The sequence below is a fragment of the Agrobacterium sp. 22094 genome (genome assembly GCF_052046015.1).
GTDB lineage: Bacteria > Pseudomonadota > Alphaproteobacteria > Rhizobiales > Rhizobiaceae > Agrobacterium > Agrobacterium cavarae.
In genome coordinates, this window is record NZ_JBQEPX010000001.1 from 1,422,666 (window position 1) to 1,440,145 (window position 17,480).

General features: G+C 57.8%; 18 protein-coding genes and 1 tRNA gene. 9 read left to right on the top strand and 10 right to left on the bottom strand.

All coding sequences use genetic code 11. The features are described 5' to 3' along the window. Positions 1-140 precede the first annotated feature (140 nt). Positions 141-464, bottom strand: coding sequence for a DUF2934 domain-containing protein (locus ACTJK5_RS06830; RefSeq protein WP_440612058.1), 324 nt, complete (start codon positions 462-464; stop codon positions 141-143). A gap of 170 nt (positions 465-634) precedes the next feature. On the opposite strand from ACTJK5_RS06830, the gene ACTJK5_RS06835 reads away from it, so the two are divergent. Further along, positions 635-880 carry a hypothetical protein gene (locus ACTJK5_RS06835; RefSeq protein ID WP_062425570.1) on the top strand — a complete coding sequence of 82 codons (246 nt, stop codon included), beginning with the start codon at positions 635-637 and terminating at the stop codon, positions 878-880. Positions 881-1,000: 120 nt separating this feature from the next. Here the strand turns inward: ACTJK5_RS06835 and ACTJK5_RS06840 are convergent, their stop codons facing one another. From ACTJK5_RS06840 to ACTJK5_RS06850, 3 genes are all read right to left on the bottom strand, one after another. Beyond that, on the bottom strand, positions 1,001-1,444 hold the full coding sequence (locus tag ACTJK5_RS06840; protein ID WP_111847849.1) for a TIGR02594 family protein: 444 nt from the start codon (positions 1,442-1,444) through the stop codon (positions 1,001-1,003). Positions 1,445-1,651: 207 nt separating this feature from the next. Next, entirely contained in the window at positions 1,652-2,209 is a 558-nt protein-coding gene (locus ACTJK5_RS06845; protein ID WP_440612059.1) for a methylated-DNA--[protein]-cysteine S-methyltransferase, read from the bottom strand. A gap of 233 nt (positions 2,210-2,442) precedes the next feature. Continuing rightward, entirely contained in the window at positions 2,443-2,709 is a 267-nt protein-coding gene (locus ACTJK5_RS06850; RefSeq protein WP_062425573.1) for a DUF982 domain-containing protein, read from the bottom strand. A gap of 189 nt (positions 2,710-2,898) precedes the next feature. Here ACTJK5_RS06850 and ACTJK5_RS06855 point away from each other — a divergent pair, with 189 nt between their 5' ends. The 4 genes from ACTJK5_RS06855 to sseA all read left to right on the top strand — a co-directional run bounded on the left by ACTJK5_RS06855 (position 2,899) and on the right by sseA (position 7,694). After that, a complete protein-coding gene (locus ACTJK5_RS06855; RefSeq protein WP_440612060.1) occupies positions 2,899-4,347 on the top strand; it encodes a cryptochrome/photolyase family protein in 1,449 nt (482 codons plus the stop codon). Positions 4,348-4,467: 120 nt separating this feature from the next. Beyond that, the gene (locus ACTJK5_RS06860) at positions 4,468-5,505 is read left to right on the top strand and encodes a cysteine synthase A (protein ID WP_062437857.1); all 1,038 of its coding nucleotides are present in this window, start codon (positions 4,468-4,470) and stop codon (positions 5,503-5,505) included. Between the two features lie 12 nt (positions 5,506-5,517). Then, complete coding sequence (locus tag ACTJK5_RS06865) at positions 5,518-6,255, top strand: alanyl-tRNA editing protein (protein ID WP_440612061.1); 738 nt, start codon at positions 5,518-5,520, stop codon at positions 6,253-6,255. A 17-nt stretch (positions 6,256-6,272) separates the two neighbouring features. Continuing rightward, positions 6,273-7,694, top strand: coding sequence for a 3-mercaptopyruvate sulfurtransferase (gene sseA / locus ACTJK5_RS06870; RefSeq protein ID WP_440612062.1), 1,422 nt, complete (start codon positions 6,273-6,275; stop codon positions 7,692-7,694). Positions 7,695-7,792: 98 nt separating this feature from the next. Here sseA and ACTJK5_RS06875 read toward each other — a convergent pair whose 3' ends face one another. Continuing rightward, positions 7,793-8,635: a DUF4344 domain-containing metallopeptidase gene (locus ACTJK5_RS06875; RefSeq protein ID WP_440612572.1), complete on the bottom strand. Its 843-nt coding sequence runs from the start codon at positions 8,633-8,635 to the stop codon at positions 7,793-7,795. A gap of 202 nt (positions 8,636-8,837) precedes the next feature. On the opposite strand from ACTJK5_RS06875, the gene ACTJK5_RS06880 reads away from it, so the two are divergent. Together ACTJK5_RS06880 and ACTJK5_RS06885 are read left to right on the top strand one after the other, a co-directional pair. Further along, positions 8,838-9,305 carry a DUF1203 domain-containing protein gene (locus ACTJK5_RS06880; protein WP_111847843.1) on the top strand — a complete coding sequence of 156 codons (468 nt, stop codon included), beginning with the start codon at positions 8,838-8,840 and terminating at the stop codon, positions 9,303-9,305. A gap of 160 nt (positions 9,306-9,465) precedes the next feature. Continuing rightward, positions 9,466-11,457 carry a bifunctional 2',3'-cyclic-nucleotide 2'-phosphodiesterase/3'-nucleotidase gene (locus tag ACTJK5_RS06885; protein ID WP_440612063.1) on the top strand — a complete coding sequence of 664 codons (1,992 nt, stop codon included), beginning with the start codon at positions 9,466-9,468 and terminating at the stop codon, positions 11,455-11,457. A gap of 81 nt (positions 11,458-11,538) precedes the next feature. On the opposite strand, the gene ACTJK5_RS06890 is transcribed toward ACTJK5_RS06885, so the two are convergent. Then, complete coding sequence (locus ACTJK5_RS06890) at positions 11,539-12,495, bottom strand: LysR family transcriptional regulator (RefSeq protein WP_113265950.1); 957 nt, start codon at positions 12,493-12,495, stop codon at positions 11,539-11,541. 135 nt (positions 12,496-12,630) lie between these two features. Between ACTJK5_RS06890 and ACTJK5_RS06895 the strand changes: the two genes are divergently transcribed. After that, positions 12,631-13,245, top strand: a complete 615-nt coding sequence (locus ACTJK5_RS06895) for an FMN-dependent NADH-azoreductase (protein ID WP_062425581.1) — start codon at positions 12,631-12,633, stop codon at positions 13,243-13,245. A 62-nt stretch (positions 13,246-13,307) separates the two neighbouring features. Here ACTJK5_RS06895 and ACTJK5_RS06900 read toward each other — a convergent pair whose 3' ends face one another. Both ACTJK5_RS06900 and ilvA read right to left on the bottom strand, forming a co-directional pair. Continuing rightward, complete coding sequence (locus ACTJK5_RS06900) at positions 13,308-13,616, bottom strand: HlyU family transcriptional regulator (protein WP_062425582.1); 309 nt, start codon at positions 13,614-13,616, stop codon at positions 13,308-13,310. Positions 13,617-13,682: 66 nt separating this feature from the next. Continuing rightward, positions 13,683-14,933, bottom strand: a complete 1,251-nt coding sequence (gene ilvA, locus ACTJK5_RS06905) for a threonine ammonia-lyase (RefSeq protein ID WP_062425583.1) — start codon at positions 14,931-14,933, stop codon at positions 13,683-13,685. A gap of 114 nt (positions 14,934-15,047) precedes the next feature. On the opposite strand from ilvA, the gene ACTJK5_RS06910 reads away from it, so the two are divergent. After that, positions 15,048-16,508, top strand: a complete 1,461-nt coding sequence (locus ACTJK5_RS06910) for a TrkH family potassium uptake protein (RefSeq protein WP_440612064.1) — start codon at positions 15,048-15,050, stop codon at positions 16,506-16,508. Positions 16,509-16,513: 5 nt separating this feature from the next. Here the strand turns inward: ACTJK5_RS06910 and ACTJK5_RS06915 are convergent. Continuing rightward, a tRNA-Leu gene (locus tag ACTJK5_RS06915) sits at positions 16,514-16,595 on the bottom strand. A gap of 62 nt (positions 16,596-16,657) precedes the next feature. Continuing rightward, positions 16,658-17,368 carry a nuclease gene (locus ACTJK5_RS06920; protein WP_440612065.1) on the bottom strand — a complete coding sequence of 237 codons (711 nt, stop codon included), beginning with the start codon at positions 17,366-17,368 and terminating at the stop codon, positions 16,658-16,660. Between the last annotated feature and the right edge of the window lie 112 nt (positions 17,369-17,480).

Consider the following 17,480-nt stretch of genomic DNA (forward strand, 5'->3'; position numbering starts at 1 on the left):
AACCGCGACACGCTTTTGCGCGGCCATGCCTTAGGACACCTTAGTCGCCGGGAGGTGTCTGATCGCACACGAAAAAGGCGACCGCCGTGGCGATCGCCTTAATACTTCGGACATCCAGCTTTGATCGAAACCAGTTGGTTTCAACGCTTGCCAGCACGGCCGGAAACCGCTGTGGATGTGGCGGAGACCGGGTCGCTCGCCGGGAAGGTGTCTTCCAGACCTTCTTCAAGCTCGTCATCGGACTTACCATTGTCTTGCGACTGCTCACGGTTCAGAGAGACGACGGCAGGCGATTGACCCGATGCGTCTTCATCTTCCACGCCCAACACAGATGTGTTGCGTGTCGCATCGATTTCCAATTCTGCCTCTTGCCAGTGGCGCTCGTGGTCGCCATCGCGTCGACCTTCGCTTTCCCACTTCTCATAGGCCTTGTTGCGTATTTCGGATTCACGATCGACTTGCATGGTGCTTCTCCCGTTTTTGATATCGGGAAAACAATCGGCACTCTTATTTGGTTCCTGCGCTGCTGCTCTGACTGGCTTGTCATACGGGGTGGAGTGGTCACAAAAAGGAACGAAGAAGCGCCCTGCCCGTTTCCCTCCCGACAACCATTCAATATCGATGGGAGCGTACCATGACCGACGATAAATCGACGATCGACAAGAAGAATCACCTCGACATCAAAGACGAAGATGTCGCGCGTTTCGAAACGGAAGGCGACCTGACGCAACATCAGCAGGAGTTGGACCCTGACGAGCTGACCAGCCTCAGAGCACGTCGGCAGGCAGCACGCCAGCACGAAGATGCTTTTATCGTTGCGACGGATCTGGAAGATGACGACCAGCGCGATGCCGCTCCAGGCACACGCGAACAGCCGTAGTCCGCGTGCCGACAGGGAATCTAGGGTGACGTCAAACCCACCATAGATTCTCTTGTCAGCGCCGTGCTGCAACCCACGCTTTCGTGGGTGTGCCTGGGCACATATTAGCCTGAAGCTCGATCAGCGACGAACAGAGACGATGGACTTGCGGCTGAAGTTGGAGACCTGCACGCGGCCGGACTGGTTGCCGCCGAGGATTTGAGCAGTGGCACCACTCATGCTCTTAAGGATGCCTGCGTGATATCGCTTGCCGCTCCTGACCACCACAACGTCACCGGGTTTGGCGGCACCGACCGGGACGGCGTAACCGAAGGATTTCCAGGATTTGGCGAAACCGGAGGATTTCGGCGGGGTACGTCCTGATTTCTCGGCAACAACGCTGAGGAAGTGGCCGCACCACGGAGTTTTACGAGGGTTGACGCCCAAAATTGCTTTCAGCGTCTTGTTGTTCTTGCCTTCATGAAGGCCGGCATATTGCTCGGCTTGGTTCAACATGCCCGCCGAGGCGGGCGTTATGACCGCGGCACACAGACCCACAGCCAGAAGAAACGCAGATACTCTCACTCTCTTGCCCTTTAAAAGCACAGGACAACTTGGCTCCAGCCCGCGCCGAAGTGTCCTTGCGCACATTCAAAGTAGGGCAGTCTTAGCAGCGAAACTTCTCGCTCACGACGACTGCTGTTGAGCCGTCTATGCTCCGAATCTAGCCAGAATTTGACGAGACATGGGCGATTATGGGTATGTTATGCCCCAAAATCGCCCTTGGAGTTATCAAAATAGTGAAGCCTGTTCGGGTTTTGGCTGAATTTTGAAAAGACCTTCCAAAGCCAGCATTTGCAGCTTTGTCTTCACGCCGCCTTCAGCCGAAAAGCCACCCGGCTTACCGCCAGCGGCAAGAACCCGATGGCATGGGATCAGAAGCGGCAGCGGATTTTTTGCCATCGCCTGCCCAACGATCTGAGCAGCTTGCGGGGGAGCATTCAATTCCTTGGCGATCTCACCATAGGTTTTCGATGTTCCCCACGGCATAGCCCGAACGATTTCATAAACCGTTGAAAAGAAATCACTTTGAGGGCCGACATCAAGTTGGATATCCAGAAATTCGACCGGTTGACCTGTGAAATAGGCTCTCACCTTTTCCAACAGATCACTTGCTTGCGCACTCGGGTCGGAATGTTCGGCGTCGGGCAGACGGCGTTGTAGATAGGCTCTGGCATCATCTTCCAAATCAACGGGCAACTGGAAACGGCAGATGCCGCCTTCATGCCATGCGAAGGCGCAAAACCCCATGGCAGTAGAGAAGGTTGAGTAGCGGATTTTGCGCGTCATCGGCCTGCCCCATTTCAGTCCCATTCGGCCAAACGAGCGTCGGCGTTAACGTTTCAGCAACCATTTTTTTGAGGTTAAGTCGAGGCTTGATCAAAGATTTTCAGGCGAAGATGTGTCCGCAGAGGGCTGTCTCACCCCGACATCGAAGTGATAGAGCGCAGCAAAAAGCCACCCGGCGGGAACGCGGCGGGTGGCTGAAAAGGTCTTCTTAATCTGAAGATCGAACGGGTCGCTTACGATGCGAGCTTAGGCATCTCCACGAGGCGGTTTGCATCCCGGCTCGCCTCAACGAAAGCGGTCCGTGCGATCTCGCCGGAAACGCTTCCCAGAAGCGACGCCCTGCAAAGGCGCAACGCCTGCTCATACGCCTTGCCATGGCGGCTGGGCCACTCGTGTTGGAGAAAATCAAAGGCTTCATAAACGCCGTTGAAGGTGCGAGGCGCGCCGTTCTCAAGAGAGATCACAACAGGCGCATCCCATTTTACTTCATTCAGCATCATTGGTGGGTCTTCCATACTCAATTCACGTGCCTCCAACGTCACTTCCGGCATATGGTTCCACCTGTTTTGATTTAAACCCGACAAAATTTACCCTTCAAAAACCATAGGTATCGCACCACCGTATTACCCTCGTTGCAGGGGAGCAAAACACCCTTACGCGCGTTACAAATGAAAGCAGAAGGAAAGCCAATGACGAAGCAGGAAAGCCCCATAATTCTTTGGTTTCGCAAGGACTTGCGCCTTTCTGACAATCGTGCCCTTGCAGCCGCGCGGGAGCATGGCGGAGCGATCATTCCTCTCTATATACGCGAGGATCAGAAGGGCTCAAACGGCCCCTTGGGTGGCGCGCAGGAGTGGTGGCTTCATCACTCACTGAAAGCCCTTTCCGACCAGTTGGAAAAGCTTGAAAGTCGCCTGATCCTGCGCAGTGGAGACCCTAGCAAAATCCTGAAATCACTTATCGGTGACGTCGGTGCGGGTGCCGTATTTTGGAACCGTCGCTACGACCCTGATGGTATGGAGATCGACAGCCACCTCAAGAAGCAGCTTCGCGATGATGGATATGAGGTCGAGAGTTTCTCGGGCCATCTCCTGCACGAACCATCCAAGGTGAAGACCAAGAGTGGCGGACCATACCGAGTCTACACGCCTTTCTGGCGCGCCATCGAAGGCGGAGACGAGCCGCCAGAGCCCACGGGTAAGCCGCGCCAGATCCCAGCGCCTTCCAGTTGGCCGACGTCGGAAAAGCTGGACAGCTGGAAGCTCCTGCCGACAAAACCGGATTGGGCAAAGGATTTCTCGGACGTCTGGACGCCGGGCGAAGCGGGAGCCAAAGAGCGGCTGGACGATTTCATCGATAGCGCGCTCAAGGGCTATGAGAAGGGTCGTGACTTCCCAGCACAGCCTGCAACCTCGATGCTCTCTCCGCACCTCGCCCACGGGGAGATCACGCCTGCCCAGCTCTGGCACGCCACCAGAGGCCTTTCCTCCCACATCGCCTCGAACGACATCAGCCGGTTTCGCAAGGAGATCGTTTGGCGCGAGTTCTGCTACCATCTTCTCTTCCACTTCCCCAAACTCGACGAGAAGAACTGGAACGACAGCTTCGATGCGTTCGAATGGAAAACGGACACGGCAAAGTTCAACGCCTGGAAGAAGGGCATGACCGGCTACCCGATCGTCGATGCCGGCATGCGGCAGTTGTGGAAGCACGGCGTCATGCACAACCGCGTGCGGATGATCACGGCGTCCTTTATGATCAAGCATCTGCTGATCGACTGGCGAAAGGGAGAGAAGTGGTTTCGTGATACGCTTGTGGACGCCGACCCTGCCTCGAATGCCGGCAATTGGCAGTGGGTGGCCGGATCAGGCGCGGATGCCTCGCCGTTTTTCCGCATCTTCAATCCTATCATTCAGGGCGAGAAGTTCGATCCCGACGGAGACTATGTCAAAACTTTCGTGCCGGAGCTTTCGAAGCTCGATGCCAAGTACATTCACAAGCCGTTCGATGCGCCAAAGCAGGTGCTGGACAAGGCCGGGATAGAATTGGGCAAGACCTATCCAAAGCCCGTCGTCGATCACAATGAGGCACGCCAGCGTGCGCTTGAGGCCTACTCCCATATCAAGAAGAGTGAATAACCGGGTCATCAGCAAGATTTTGCGCTGGAACCCTCTTCGCCAGAAGATAATTTCTTGTCACAAGGCCGGTAGATAACGACATAACGGCTTTGAATCGCTGACTGGACAGAAGGCCTGATCATGACCATCCATTCTTCCGTGCTGACCGCAATTGGGAACACCCCGCTCATCCGCCTCAAGGCAGCATCCGAGGCCACGGGCTGCGAAATTCTGGGCAAGGCCGAGTTCATGAATCCGGGCCAGTCGGTCAAGGATCGTGCTGCTCTGTTCATCATCCGCGACGCGGAACGACGCGGGCTCCTACGTCCCGGCGGCACGATTGTGGAAGGTACGGCCGGCAACACCGGCATCGGCCTTGCGCTGGTTGCCAACGCGCTCGGCTACAAGACGGTGATCGTCATTCCCGAGACCCAGAGCCAGGAGAAGAAGGACGCGCTGAAGCTTCTCGGCGCACAGCTTGTCGAAGTGCCGGCCGCCCCCTACTCCAACCCCAACAACTATGTGAAGGTCTCCGGTCGTCTGGCAAAGCAGCTTGCGGCAACCGACCCGAACGGTGCGATCTGGGCAAACCAGTTCGACAATATCGCCAACCGTCAGGCGCATATCGAAACCACGGCGCCGGAAATCTGGGACCAGACGGATGGCAAGGTGGACGGTTTCATCTGCGCCGTCGGTTCCGGCGGGACGCTAGCCGGCGTCGCGGACGGTCTTCGCGATTTCAACCCCGATATCAAGATCGGCCTTGCCGATCCGGAAGGGGCAGCGCTTTATGAATTCTACAAAAATGGCGTCCTGAAGTCGGAAGGATCCTCCATTACCGAAGGCATCGGCCAAGGTCGCATCACGGCCAATCTGGAAGGCTTCACACCGGATTTCGCCTATCGGATCTCGGACGCGGAAGCTCTTCCGATCATCTTCGAACTGATCACCAAGGACGGCCTGTGCCTCGGCGGCTCATCGGGCATCAACATTGCCGGCGCAATTCGGCTTGCTCGCGACCTCGGACCCGGGCATACAATCGTCACGATACTTTGTGACTACGGTAACCGTTACCAGTCCAAGCTCTTCAACCCCGACTTCCTGCGCTCCAAGGGGCTACCCCTTCCGGCCTGGTTGACGGAGAAGAAAGAGATTTCGGTTCCGTACGAAACCGTCTGAGGTCAATGCAATATGCCTGTGAATGCCCTGTTTCGTGATGATTTTTATCTTTCAACTTGCGAAGCGGTGGTCACGGCAGTGCATGAAGATGGTGGCATAGAGCTGGATCAGACCTGCTTCTATGCCACGTCCGGCGGCCAGCCCGGCGATACGGGCTTTCTCGAACGGGCCGATGGCTCGAAGATCGAACTCGGCGTAACGCGCCATGGCGCGGACAAGAGCGTCATCATTCACGTGCCCCTGGACGGTCAGCCCTCCCCGGACATCGGCGAAAAGCTGACCCTTCATATCGACTGGCAGCGACGCTACAAGCTGATGCGGATGCACACCGCCTGTCATCTCCTATCGGTGGTCTGCTCCTGGCCGATCACCGGTGCTGCCGTTGGCGAGGATGAATCGCGGGTGGATTTCGATATGTCGGAGACGATCGACAAGGATGCGATCACCGCCAAGCTGATGGAACTGGTCGAGCAGAATCACCCCATCTACCTGCAATGGATCACCGACGAGGAGCTGGCGGCCAATCCTGGCATCGTCAAGTCCAAGCATGTCCGGCCGCCCGTCGGGCTTGGCCGTGTCAGCCTCGTCTGCATCGGCGAGAATTCTTCGGTTGACAGTCAGCCCTGCGGCGGCACTCATGTGTCGGAAACGCAGGAAGTCGGCGAGATTTACATCGCCAAGATCGAAAAGAAAGGCAAGGAAAACCGCCGTTTCCGCATTCGCTTCGGCAAACCCGCCGACGCCGCCTGATTTCTGGGAGAAACATCGTGAGCACCGATAAAAGCCGTTTCGTCGTTTCGGCGGATTGGGTCGAGCAGCAGCTTGGAACACCGCACTTCCGCATCGTCGATGCGTCCTGGTATCTGCCGGCACATAAACGCGACGGAAAGCAGGAATATGCCAGCGGCCACATTCCAGGCGCCGTCTTCTTCGATCAGGACGCAATTGCCGATCATGATACGGGCCTTCCGCACTCCCTGCCCTCCCCGGATTTTTTTGCCGAGGAAGTCGGCAAGCTTGGGATTACCGACACCGATACGATCGTGGTTTATGATGGTCCCGGCTTCTTCTCCGCGCCGCGCGTCTGGTGGATGCTGCGCGTCATGGGTGCTGAAACGGTTTATGTGCTGGATGGCGGCCTTGACGGCTGGAAGGCTGCCGGCAAACCGCTCGAGACGGAAGCTCCGCAGATCGAGCCGGCAGAGTTTCACGCCGAGTTCAAAGCGAACCGTGTGATCTCGTTCTCCGATATGCGCGCTGTCGTCGAGACAGGCGAAAAGCAGGTGGCGGATGCCAGAGGCGCTGGCCGCTTTACCGGAGACGAGGCCGAACCCCGCGCCGGCATGCGGTCCGGCCATATGCCTGGTGCCCGCAGTCTGCCTGCCACTGCCTTTTCGGAAAACGGCCACTTCAAGGATCTGCCAACCATCCGCAAGATGATTGCAGAGGCCGGCATCGATCTGTCCAAGCCGGTTGTCACCAGTTGCGGCTCCGGCGTGACGGCCGCCGTTGTGACGCTGGCGCTCGAGTCGCTCGGCCATTCGGACAATTCGCTTTATGACGGCTCATGGTCGGAGTGGGGATCGAAAGAGGACACGGCGATCGTGACTGGCCCTGCGGACCCCCTGCAGACGGAGCCACACGGTCCGCTCAAAGCCCATGTCACACAGCTTGAAATGACATCGGCGCCAAAGGTCAGTCTGGCGGTGCCGGTCAATATCCAGACGGCGATCATGCGAACGCATGACATCCCACTGCATTTCTATCGCTATCTCTACTGGCGCGTCGGCAAGCGCTGGCACTGGCAAAAGCGCATGCGCATGAGCGATGCCGAGCTTACCGCCGTGCTGCGCGACCCAAAGAACTGCGTAACAGTGCTCTATCTCAACGGTTCGCCGGCTGGCTTCTTCGAGTTCAACAGAGGCAATGACGACGTCACAGAACTATCCTACTTCGGTCTGATGGAAGAGGCGATCGGCGCTGGTGTCGGAAAATGGTTCCTGCTTCAGGCGCTTTACTCGATCTGGCAGGACAACCCCAAGAAGGTCACCGTCTCCACCAATACGCTGGACCACCCGCGCGCCTTGCAGCTCTACCAGATGATGGGCTTCTCCCCCGTCAGCACCTATGAAGCCTGGGTGGAGCCACTGACCGACAGCGAATATCTCGAAATTTCGCGCCGCGGCTGAACGGCCGGGCTGGCGTCCGCCTCTCCTGGATCGGATGAGGCGGGCTCATTAAGCGTGGCATTACTTCGCCTTCGCTGTACGAGATCGCCCCTCAGCTCTTAAAGCTCTTGGCCGAGATTGACGGCGGTCGGGATTTCTTTCGCAGGCGCGTCTCCGCGGTCGCCATTGGTCGCGAGAAGATGGGCAGCGATCAACTCGCCGTGAAACCTTGCAAGCTCATAGCAATAGGTGATCTCGCGCCGTTCCTCGGACCAGTAGGCATCCGGCCGCCCGCAGCTTCTGGCCGTCAGCTTTACCGTGCCCTTGAGCTCATAAGCACTAAATTCGCGGGCGATGAGATCGAGAACCTTCGATTCCTTCACCATCGTCGCATAGATATCCAGAAACGGATCGCGCGCGGGCTCATATCGTATGTCGAATTTCGTCGTGCCCGGCGTCTTCACATGGGATTTGAGTAAGTCGCTCCAGCGCGCCACGGTCTGCGGATAGGCCACTTCGCAGGCCTTCCACTCATCCTTTGGCAGCCCCATCAATTCTGCAAGATCGCCGTAGCCCTCGTTGTCCTTGCCGACCATGAGGCACGCCATCTGACGGTCGCGGGCGACATTCGGGACAAGAACGCTATAGAGCGGCGCATTATGCTCGGGAAGCTCTCCTGAGCTACGCGCGAGATACCAGCTATCGGTTGCATTGACGATGGCCGTATCCAGCCACTCCTGGTTGGCTTCCAGCATGATCGTGCCAGCAAGCTGGTCTGCGGTATTGCGACCGTCGTCCGCATCGGGAAGGCCGAAATCGGAGATCAGCATCTTGGCGGCTTCGTGATAGACGCCGAATACGGCATTGCCGATGACGAAGTTGACCGTCTGCTGCAACTGCTCGTCGGAAAGATCGTCCAGTGCGGGCGCAACCTGCGCATGCGCAGACGGCAAGGCGGACACTAAAAAAGCGACCGAAAGAACGGTTCGAAACCTTCGCAGCATTGACGTCAACTTTCCAGAACGAGGACGCAGCATAGATCGCTAAACAGAACGGTCCACGCAATGGGTTGGTTTCGCTTACCGACAAGAAACGGGTGGATAGAGATTTGTTTGGCAGCCATAGCGACAAAGAAGCAACTGAACGAGGTCGCAAGGAGCCAACATGACCGCCATCCTATTCACCGCATTGCCCAAAGACCATGTCGACGCCATCAGGCTTGGAGAACGAGATTCGAACGGCCAAGTGCCTGAACGAATGATCGCCTCAGCAGATCTGCCCTGCCGCGCCTGTCTCGGTCTGATCAAGAGTGGCGAGTCGGCCCTGCTAATCTCCTACCGGCCCTTTCGTCATCTGCAGCCTTACGCCGAGACCGGGCCGATTTTCATTCATGCGGAAGACTGCGGGTCTTGTGATTCCGCACAGGTACCACCTCCAATGCTGAACAGTTCGGACTACATTGTCCGGGGCTACGATGCGGGTGACCGCATCGTCTACGGCACGGGTGCGGTCACACCCACGGCCGAAATCGTGTCGCGCGCGCAGGAACTGCTTGAAAGGCCGGACATCGCCTATGTGCATGTACGCTCGGCACGCAACAACTGCTTTCAGTGCCGCATCGACAGAGCATGAGGCAGGACGAGGCCGGTGTGGGATACATTAAATTTCGCTCATGCGACCGTCGGGATGGGTTGCGTCATACACGCGTCATTTTGCTGGTAGACTCCTCAGCAATTCGTTTTACCTTGTCGCCGTTGAGACAGGTCATCGTATTTTGAGATCAGGAGTTTCCATGTCTTCCCTTATCGGCCTTCACCCTATCACGCGCCGTTCGCTTCTCAGCGGCATTGCGGCTTCGTCCGCCTTCGTCATGCTGCATCCTTTTGCGGCGCGTGCTGCGGGCAACCAGGCGCATCTGCGCATAATGGAAACCACCGATATCCACGTCCACGTCTTCCCTTACGACTACTATGCCGACAAGCCGAACGACACGCTGGGTCTGGCGCGCACGGCATCGCTGATCGATGCCGTGCGCGCCGAAGCCGGCAACTCCATGCTGGTCGATAATGGCGACTTTCTTCAGGGCAACCCGCTTGGCGATTACATCGCCTATGAGCGCGGCATGAAAGCGGGCGACAAGCACCCGGTCATCAATGCCATGAACGTGCTCGGTTATGATTGCGGCACACTTGGCAATCACGAGTTCAATTACGGCCTCGATTTCATGTTCAACACGCTGGGCGGGGCGAAATTCCCCTATGTCTGCGCCAACTTGACCAAGGGTCAACTGGCGTCCGACCCGAAGCAGGACGAGCTCTACTTCAAGCCCTATGTAATCCTGGAAAAGCAGATCCGCGATGGGTCCGGCGCGACAAGCCCGATCAAGGTCGGCATCATCGGCTTTGTACCGCCGCAGATCATGATGTGGGATGCGAAGAACCTTGAAGGCAAGGCGCAGACGCGCGACATCGTCGATGCTGCAAAGGCCTGGGTGCCGGTGATGAAGGAACAGGGCGCCGATATCGTCATTGCGCTTTCCCACTCCGGTATCGAGGGCAAAGGCCAGAGCGAGCGTATGGAAAATGCGTCCCTTTATCTCGCAGGCGTTCAAGGGATCGATGCGGTCTTTACCGGTCACCAGCATCTGGTCTTCCCCGGCCCGAAGACATGGGATGGCATCGAGGGCGCCGATCCCGTCAAGGGCACGCTGATGGGCAAGCCCGCCGTCATGGCGGGCTTCTGGGGCTCGCATATGGGCCTCATCGATCTCCTGCTCGAAAAGGACGGCAAGAGCTGGAAGATCGTCGACTTCACCTCGGAAGCCCGTCCCATCTACCACCGCGACGACAACCGCAAGATCGTGGCCGATGTGAAGGACAAGCCCGAGGTGATCGAAGCGGTCAAGACTGATCACGAGGGAGCACTCGCCTATGTGCGTCGTCCCGTCGGCAAGAGCTCTGCGCCGCTCTATTCCTATTTCGCGCTGGTGGCGGACGATCCGTCCGTACAGATCGTCTCCAATGCACAGACCTGGTACATCAAGGATATGCTGAAGGAAGGCCAGTACAAGGACCTGCCGGTACTTTCCGCAGCCGCGCCCTTCAAGTCTGGCGGTCGTGGCGGCGCCGACTATTATACGGATGTCCCTGCCGGTGACATTGCGATCAAGAATGTCGCCGACTTGTATCTTTATCCAAACACGGTGCAGGCCGTCCTCATCAACGGCGCACAGGTCAAGGACTGGCTGGAAATGTCGGCTGGCATGTTCAACACCGTCAAGGCCGGTTCCAAGGACGCTCCCCTGCTGAGCAGCGACTTCCCGTCCTACAATTTCGACGTGATTGATGGTGTCACCTACCAGATCGATGTGTCGAAGCCTGCGAAGTTCGACAAGGATGGCAAGGCGGTCAATCCGGACAGCAGCCGCATCGTCAATCTGCAGTTCCAGGGTAAGCCGATTGACCCGGAACAGAAATTCGTTGTTGCCACGAACAATTACCGCGCCAGCGGTGGCGGCAAGTTCCCGGCGATCGGCAGCGACAAGATCATCTTCGTCGCCCCTGATACCAACCGTGATGTGATCGTGCGCTACATCATGAATCAGGGCACGATCAATCCATCGGCTGACGACAACTGGTCTTTCGCAAAGGTGGCGGATACGACAGCCATTTTCGAGACAGGCCCGAAGGGCCGTCAATATGCCAAGGAGGTGAAGGGTGCCAAGATCGAGGACGCCGGCGACGGCGCCGAAGGCTTCGCCAAGTTCCGTCTGATGCTCGGCTAATCGTCGTGGCGGCGGCAGTTTTGTCGCCGCCACTTCTCGACGCTGTGGAGCTTCGATTTTCTGCTGAGCAAGGAGAAGCCTCTACTCGGCGGCGTCTTTCAAGGGCACGGGGCGGACGATGTTCAGGAAGCTCTTATTGTCCGGGCATTTCGACAGGCGCTTTTCAAAGCCCTCGATCAGCCACTGGCTTGCCGGACCGGCAGGTGTATCAGCCTTTCGCAAAGAATAGAGCGGATATTCGCCGAGTTCGTAGGCGTCGAGGTCGAGCACCTTGAGGCTGCCATTCATGATGTCGGTCCTGACCAGCGATGCGGGCAGCCCACCCCAACCAAGACCACCCTTGATCAGCTGGTATTTTGTCGCGATGTCGCTGACCCGCCATGTCTTGTAGGACAGGACATTGAAGTCGCGGCCGTTGGTCAGCCCCGACATGTCCATCACCACCATCTGCACCTCTTCACGGACATCGGCGAGTGTCACCGAGCGGTGCAGTTTCGCCAGGGCGTGGTCACTGGCCGCGACGGGTACCATGAAGGAGTGGCCGATCTTTTCCAGCACAAGACCATCATCCTGCTGCGAGACCGCCCCACCAATGCCGATCAGCGCTCTACGGCTTCTCACCATCTCCATGACCATGCCCAACTCACCGACATTGAGGGTGAGCGATACGGTCGGGAATTCCTCCCGGAATTCGCGAAGAACCTCAACCACGGCCTCGGCTGGAACCATGGTGCTGAGAACGAGGGAGACCTCCGCCTCCAGGCCCTGCTTCAGCCCTTTGGCGCGTGATCGCATTTCCTGCAATCCGGCAACGATTCTGCGCGCATCCTCCAGCATGGCGCGGCCCTCGTCGGTCAGTTTCGACTGGCGGCCGCTGCGCTCGAAAAGGCTGACCTCAAGCTGCGCCTCGAGATTGGCAATGGTGTAGCTGACCACCGATTGCGCGCGGTTGAGCACACGCGAAGCGGCTGAAAAGCTTCCGGTTTCGGCGACGGTCAAGAAGACCTGCAACTGGTCAAGCGTCGGGTTGGCGTCCATGTCCCATCCATTTTATCGATAGATAGATTTCAGATTATCACAGTTTTCTAGATGGCAAAACTGGCCGATAACCCAGTCAACCAAGCGGGGCCGCGCCCCGCACCTTCCTCCCAAGACTGACCAAGAGGCACCAAAATGTCGAAGATCCTGCTCGTCACTTCCAGCCCGCGTGGCAATGAATCGCTCTCCAACAAGTTCGCATCCGATCTTGCCGAGAAGATCAACGCACAGTCGAACGGCCAAATCACCCATCTCGATCTCGGCCAGAACCCGATCCCGCATCTCGACTCCGTCACAACCTCTGCCATTCGCAAGCCTGCCGAACAGCGCACGCCGGAAGAGGCCTCCGCTGCCGATTACTCCGACAAGCGCGTGGCTGAATTGATGGAAGCCGACACCGTCATCATCGGCACCGGCCTCATCAACTTCTCGATCTATTCGGGTCTGAAGTCCTGGATCGACAATATCGCGCGCGCCGGTATGACCTTCAAATACACCGAATCCGGCCCGATCGGCCTTGCGACCGGCAAGAAGGTCTACATCGTTCTATCCGCTGCCGGCGTGTATTCCGAAGGCCCTGCCGCTTCGCTCGAGCACGCCGTGCCTTATCTGAAGACGGTTCTCGGCTTCATGGGCATGACGGATGTCGAAGTCATTCGTATCGAAGGTCTGGCATTCGGTCCGGAAGCTGCCGAAAAGGCCATTGCTGCTGCCAACGCCAAGGTCGAAGAACTGGCGAAGGCCGCATAAAAAAGCGGCCGCTCCGGCCGCTTCTTTTCGAAAGATACCGACGGTCGCGCTTGTCGCGGCCGTTATTTTTTGTCGGCAAACAGGTTCGGACCGTTCTGGTCGATGATCAGCTTGCCCTTGCGCACCGTGCATTCCACCGCATCATCCATGCTGGTGAACACGTCGGCGCGAACGAATTCATGAACAAGCACCTCGTCTCCGACGGTCTTTTCGATGCGGCCTGCCAAGCGGTACTGGGCACCTTCCTTCATCGGCGTGGCGTAGATGGTGTATTCGCCATGCTGATGCGGTTCGGACGTCTCCGCCTTCTTTGGCGCATCCGACTGGCCGGAGCCGAAGCCGGAAAAGAGTTTCGAGAAGAACGAGGCCATGCTTTACCCTTCCTGTTGTCGTTGCGCCGAGCGCTTGTACCGCCCCCGGCGTAATGATGCGTTCGATCAGATAATGAGATTCGCGAGGATTTCGTTCTCGGTTATATCCTCATAGCCAAGCCCTGCCGCCTCGAAACGCTCGAACAGAGTGGTAAAATTGTCGCGAGACGTGGTTTCGATGCCGATGAGGATCGAGCCAAAGTTGCGGGCCGATTTCTTCAGATACTCGAAGCGCGCAACGTCATCATCTGGACCGAGCATATTGAGGAAGTCGCGAAGCGCGCCGGGACGCTGCGGAAGACGCAGGATGAAGTACTTCTTCACCCCGGTAAAGCGCATGGCGCGTTCCTTCACGTCCGGGAGACGCTCGAAGTCGAAATTGCCGCCGGAGACGACACAGATCACGCGCTTGCCCTCCAGCCTTTCACGGCCGAGCTTTTCCAGAGCAGCAATCGACAACGCGCCCGCTGGCTCAAGCACCACACCTTCGAGATTGAGCATGTCGATGATGGTGACGCAGATGGCGTTTTCCGGGATCAGTTCGACCTGCTCCGATGGGAAATCTTTAAGCGCCTGGAAGTTGAGGTCGCCGATGCGTGCAACAGCTGCCCCATCGACGAAGTTGTCGACCTTGTTCAGCGTGACGGCTTCGCCCGCTTCGATGCTCTTCTTCAGGCTTGGCGCACCTTCCGGTTCGCAGAAGACAAAGTTGTTTCGCGCGACCGTACCGGCAAAATATCCGGTGAGACCCGCAGCTAGGCCGCCACCGCCGACCGGCATGACGACCAGATCGGGCTTTGCGCCATCGGGAAGCTGGTCCATCACCTCAGCGGCAACGGTTGCCTGACCTTCGATGATATCCTGATGGTCGAAGGGCGGCACCATGTAGCCGTCATTCTCTTCGACATAGGCACGTGCTGCTGCATAGCACTGGTCGAAAATATCGCCGATCAGCTTGATGGTGATGAACTCGGCACCGAAAATGCGCGTCTTGTCGATCTTCTGCTGCGGTGTGGTGACCGGCATGAAGACCACACCCTTCACGCCGAAATGGCGGCAGGCGAAAGCAAAACCCTGGGCATGATTGCCGGCTGACGCACAGACAAAGATCTTCTCCTTGCCGGCACCGGCAACGGCCTTGCGCAGGAAATTGAATGCGCCTCTAATCTTGTAGGAACGAACAGGCGTGAGGTCTTCACGCTTCAGCCAAATCTCGGCTCCGTACCGACGGCTGAGATGTTCATTCAACTGCAACGGCGTCTCGGGAAAGATTTCCCGAACTTCTCGCCGTGCGGCTTCTACAAGCAGTTTGTCCACGATTTTCAATCCATTGAAATTCCAGATGGCACCCGCTATGCCATAGGAACAAGCCCGACACAAAGACTCTTTGCGCCACTTCGGTACGCGTTACTCGATCAAGGTTTGATTTTTTTGAACGCCAATCTCCTGCGCGCCGTCGTCTATATTACGTCGATCTTCGGCCTCTACATGGCAACCTCCATGGTCGTGCCGGCCATGACGGACCTTTACTACGGAAATAACGACTGGATCGTTTTTGCCGCCTCCGGCTTCATGTGCGGCGGGCTTGCTCTTGCCTGTGCGCTTGCCACACGCGGACCGATGCCGACCTTCAACAAGCGCTTCGGCTTCCTGCTTGTGAATGTCTTATGGCTGGTCTTCTCGCTCGTCGGTGCCATCCCGCTCTATCTCTCGGAACTCAACCTCTCCTTTGCGCAGGCCCTGTTCGAATCCATCTCCGCGATCACGACCACAGGCTCAACGGTCATCTCCGGTCTCGACAAGGCACCACAGGGAATTTTGATCTGGCGCTCGCTTCTTTGCTGGCTCGGCGGCATCGGTATCGTGGCGCTTGGTCTCTTCATCCTGCCACTGCTGCGCGTGGGCGGCATGACCTTCTTTCGCATGGAATCCTCAGACACCGCCAGCGACAGGCCTTTCGCACGACTGGCGAGCTTTACCCGCGCCTTTGTCGCCATCTATGTGGTGATGACGATTGCCTGTACCATCGCCTTCGATTTTGCCGGCATGACCCATTTCGATGCGGTCAATCACGCCATGTCGGCGGTGGCGACGGGCGGCTTCTCCACCCATGACGCCTCCTTCGGCTATTTCGGCGACAATGTCGCGCTGCTGTGGATCGCGACGTTCTTCCTGATCCTCGGCAGCCTGCCCTTTTCGGTCATGATCCTGCTCGCCGTGCGCGGCAGGATGGATATTCTCTATGACCCGCAGATCCGCGTGTTCATCGGCTATCTCTGCGCGATTTCGCTGGCGGTCGGCATCTACCATCACATCCATAGTGGCGTGTCGCTTCACATTGCGCTCAGCCATTCCTTCTTCAACATGACGTCGATCCTGTCGACCGGCGGTTTTGCCAGCGACGACTATACGCTCTGGGGTCCGTTTGTCGTGGTCGTCGCCTTCTTCGCCACCTTCATGGGCGGCTGCTCCGGCTCAACGGCTGGCGGTATCAAGGCCTACCGCTTCGTCATCGTCTATAATGTGGTGAAGACCGGTCTGCGGAAGCTGATTTATCCGGACGCCGTCTATCCGGTGCGTTATGGCGTGCAGGTCGTCGATGCCGAAACCATTCGCAACGTCTTTCTGTTTCTCAGCTGTTTCATAGCCCTGTGGATCGCCGGCAGCCTGGCGATGAGCGCGATGGGCTACGACTTCCTGACCGCGACATCGGGTGTGGCCACATCGCTTGCCAATGTCGGCCCAGGTGTCGGTCCGATTATCGGCCCGGCCGGCAACTTCTCCACCATCAGCGATCCCGCACTCTATCTGCTGTCGCTGATGATGCTGCTCGGCCGTCTGGAAATCCTGACCGTGCTGGTGTTGCTGATGCCGCTGTTCTGGAGAAGCTGAGGATTTGGTACGGGCGGCGGGACTCGAACCCGCACGCTTTCGCTCCGGATTTTAAGTCCGGTATGTCTACCATTCCATCACGCCCGCTTGCATTTCCATCTACACAGCGTCACCGCATCCGGTCAACTGCATGTCTATGGGGAATTGAATTAACCGCACCAGGATGGGCTTGGGGAACCAGCGCGACGTGCAAGCCCTTCGCGAACCAGCTGGTCGGCAAAGGACATGCCTGACCTGGACACTGCCTTTACTTCGGCACCCTGCCCGCCAGCCGCCACCTGGAAGCTGCCGGAATTGAGCATATCGCGCAGCCGCACCTTGGCGGTGAAGCCACGGGCACGCTCTTCCATGCAGCGCGCCTGATCCGTCTGCGGCACCTCGATGCCGGCAAGCTTCATCCTCACGCCCTTCATCCAGAAGGTGCTGCCATCCATGACGCAGTTGTTGAGGCCGGAGCGTCCGCAAAAGGCAAATGTGCTGGCCTTTGCGCCAAGCGAAACATTTTCCACCTGCGGCTTTGGCGAAGGCAGCGTTGCGGGTGGCAATTGACCGGCCCCTACCGGCGAACCCACCATCGCGATCGAGCGTGGTGGAACGGGTGCGCCAGATGATGGCAGGGCGACGGTTTGCGTCGGCTTCTGCGCGGACGGAGGCTTGGCAGAAGCCGTTTCGCGGGTTGCAGGTGCGCTACTCTTGGACGTCGAGGCAACGACGTTCTTCATCTTCGGCAACAGGGTGTCGCGATGCTCATAGGCCTGAATCCCGCCGACGGCCACGCCAAACAGGATCAACCAGGACCAGACGCTTCCACCCTTGGACTTGGATGAGGCGCGGCGGCTTGAAGGTTTTCTCTTGCTCACAGAACAACTCCTTTTCAGGCGGGCATTATCCGCTGAAGGAGTTTCCGAAAGGTTGGCATTTGAGATAAATTCGATCTGTGATCGCAAGCCGCCGCTTTATCCACAACTCTCT

What these genes read in the sequence shown, in the direction of transcription:
- ACTJK5_RS06890 (WP_113265950.1), bottom strand. Translation starts at nt 12,495, where the DNA reads ATGGACGCCAACCCGACGCTTGACCAGTTGCAGGTCTTCTTGACCGTC.
- ACTJK5_RS06860 (WP_062437857.1), top strand. Translation starts at nt 4,468, where the DNA reads ATGACCATCCATTCTTCCGTGCTGACCGCAATTGGGAACACCCCGCTC.
- ACTJK5_RS06845 (WP_440612059.1), bottom strand. Translation starts at nt 2,209, where the DNA reads ATGACGCGCAAAATCCGCTACTCAACCTTCTCTACTGCCATGGGGTTT.
- ACTJK5_RS06865 (WP_440612061.1), top strand. Translation starts at nt 5,518, where the DNA reads ATGCCTGTGAATGCCCTGTTTCGTGATGATTTTTATCTTTCAACTTGC.
- ACTJK5_RS06855 (WP_440612060.1), top strand. Translation starts at nt 2,899, where the DNA reads ATGACGAAGCAGGAAAGCCCCATAATTCTTTGGTTTCGCAAGGACTTG.
- ACTJK5_RS06880 (WP_111847843.1), top strand. Translation starts at nt 8,838, where the DNA reads ATGACCGCCATCCTATTCACCGCATTGCCCAAAGACCATGTCGACGCC.
- ACTJK5_RS06830 (WP_440612058.1), bottom strand. Translation starts at nt 464, where the DNA reads ATGCAAGTCGATCGTGAATCCGAAATACGCAACAAGGCCTATGAGAAG.
- ACTJK5_RS06895 (WP_062425581.1), top strand. Translation starts at nt 12,631, where the DNA reads ATGTCGAAGATCCTGCTCGTCACTTCCAGCCCGCGTGGCAATGAATCG.
- ACTJK5_RS06885 (WP_440612063.1), top strand. Translation starts at nt 9,466, where the DNA reads ATGTCTTCCCTTATCGGCCTTCACCCTATCACGCGCCGTTCGCTTCTC.
- ACTJK5_RS06850 (WP_062425573.1), bottom strand. Translation starts at nt 2,709, where the DNA reads ATGATGCTGAATGAAGTAAAATGGGATGCGCCTGTTGTGATCTCTCTT.
- ACTJK5_RS06900 (WP_062425582.1), bottom strand. Translation starts at nt 13,616, where the DNA reads ATGGCCTCGTTCTTCTCGAAACTCTTTTCCGGCTTCGGCTCCGGCCAG.
- ACTJK5_RS06835 (WP_062425570.1), top strand. Translation starts at nt 635, where the DNA reads ATGACCGACGATAAATCGACGATCGACAAGAAGAATCACCTCGACATC.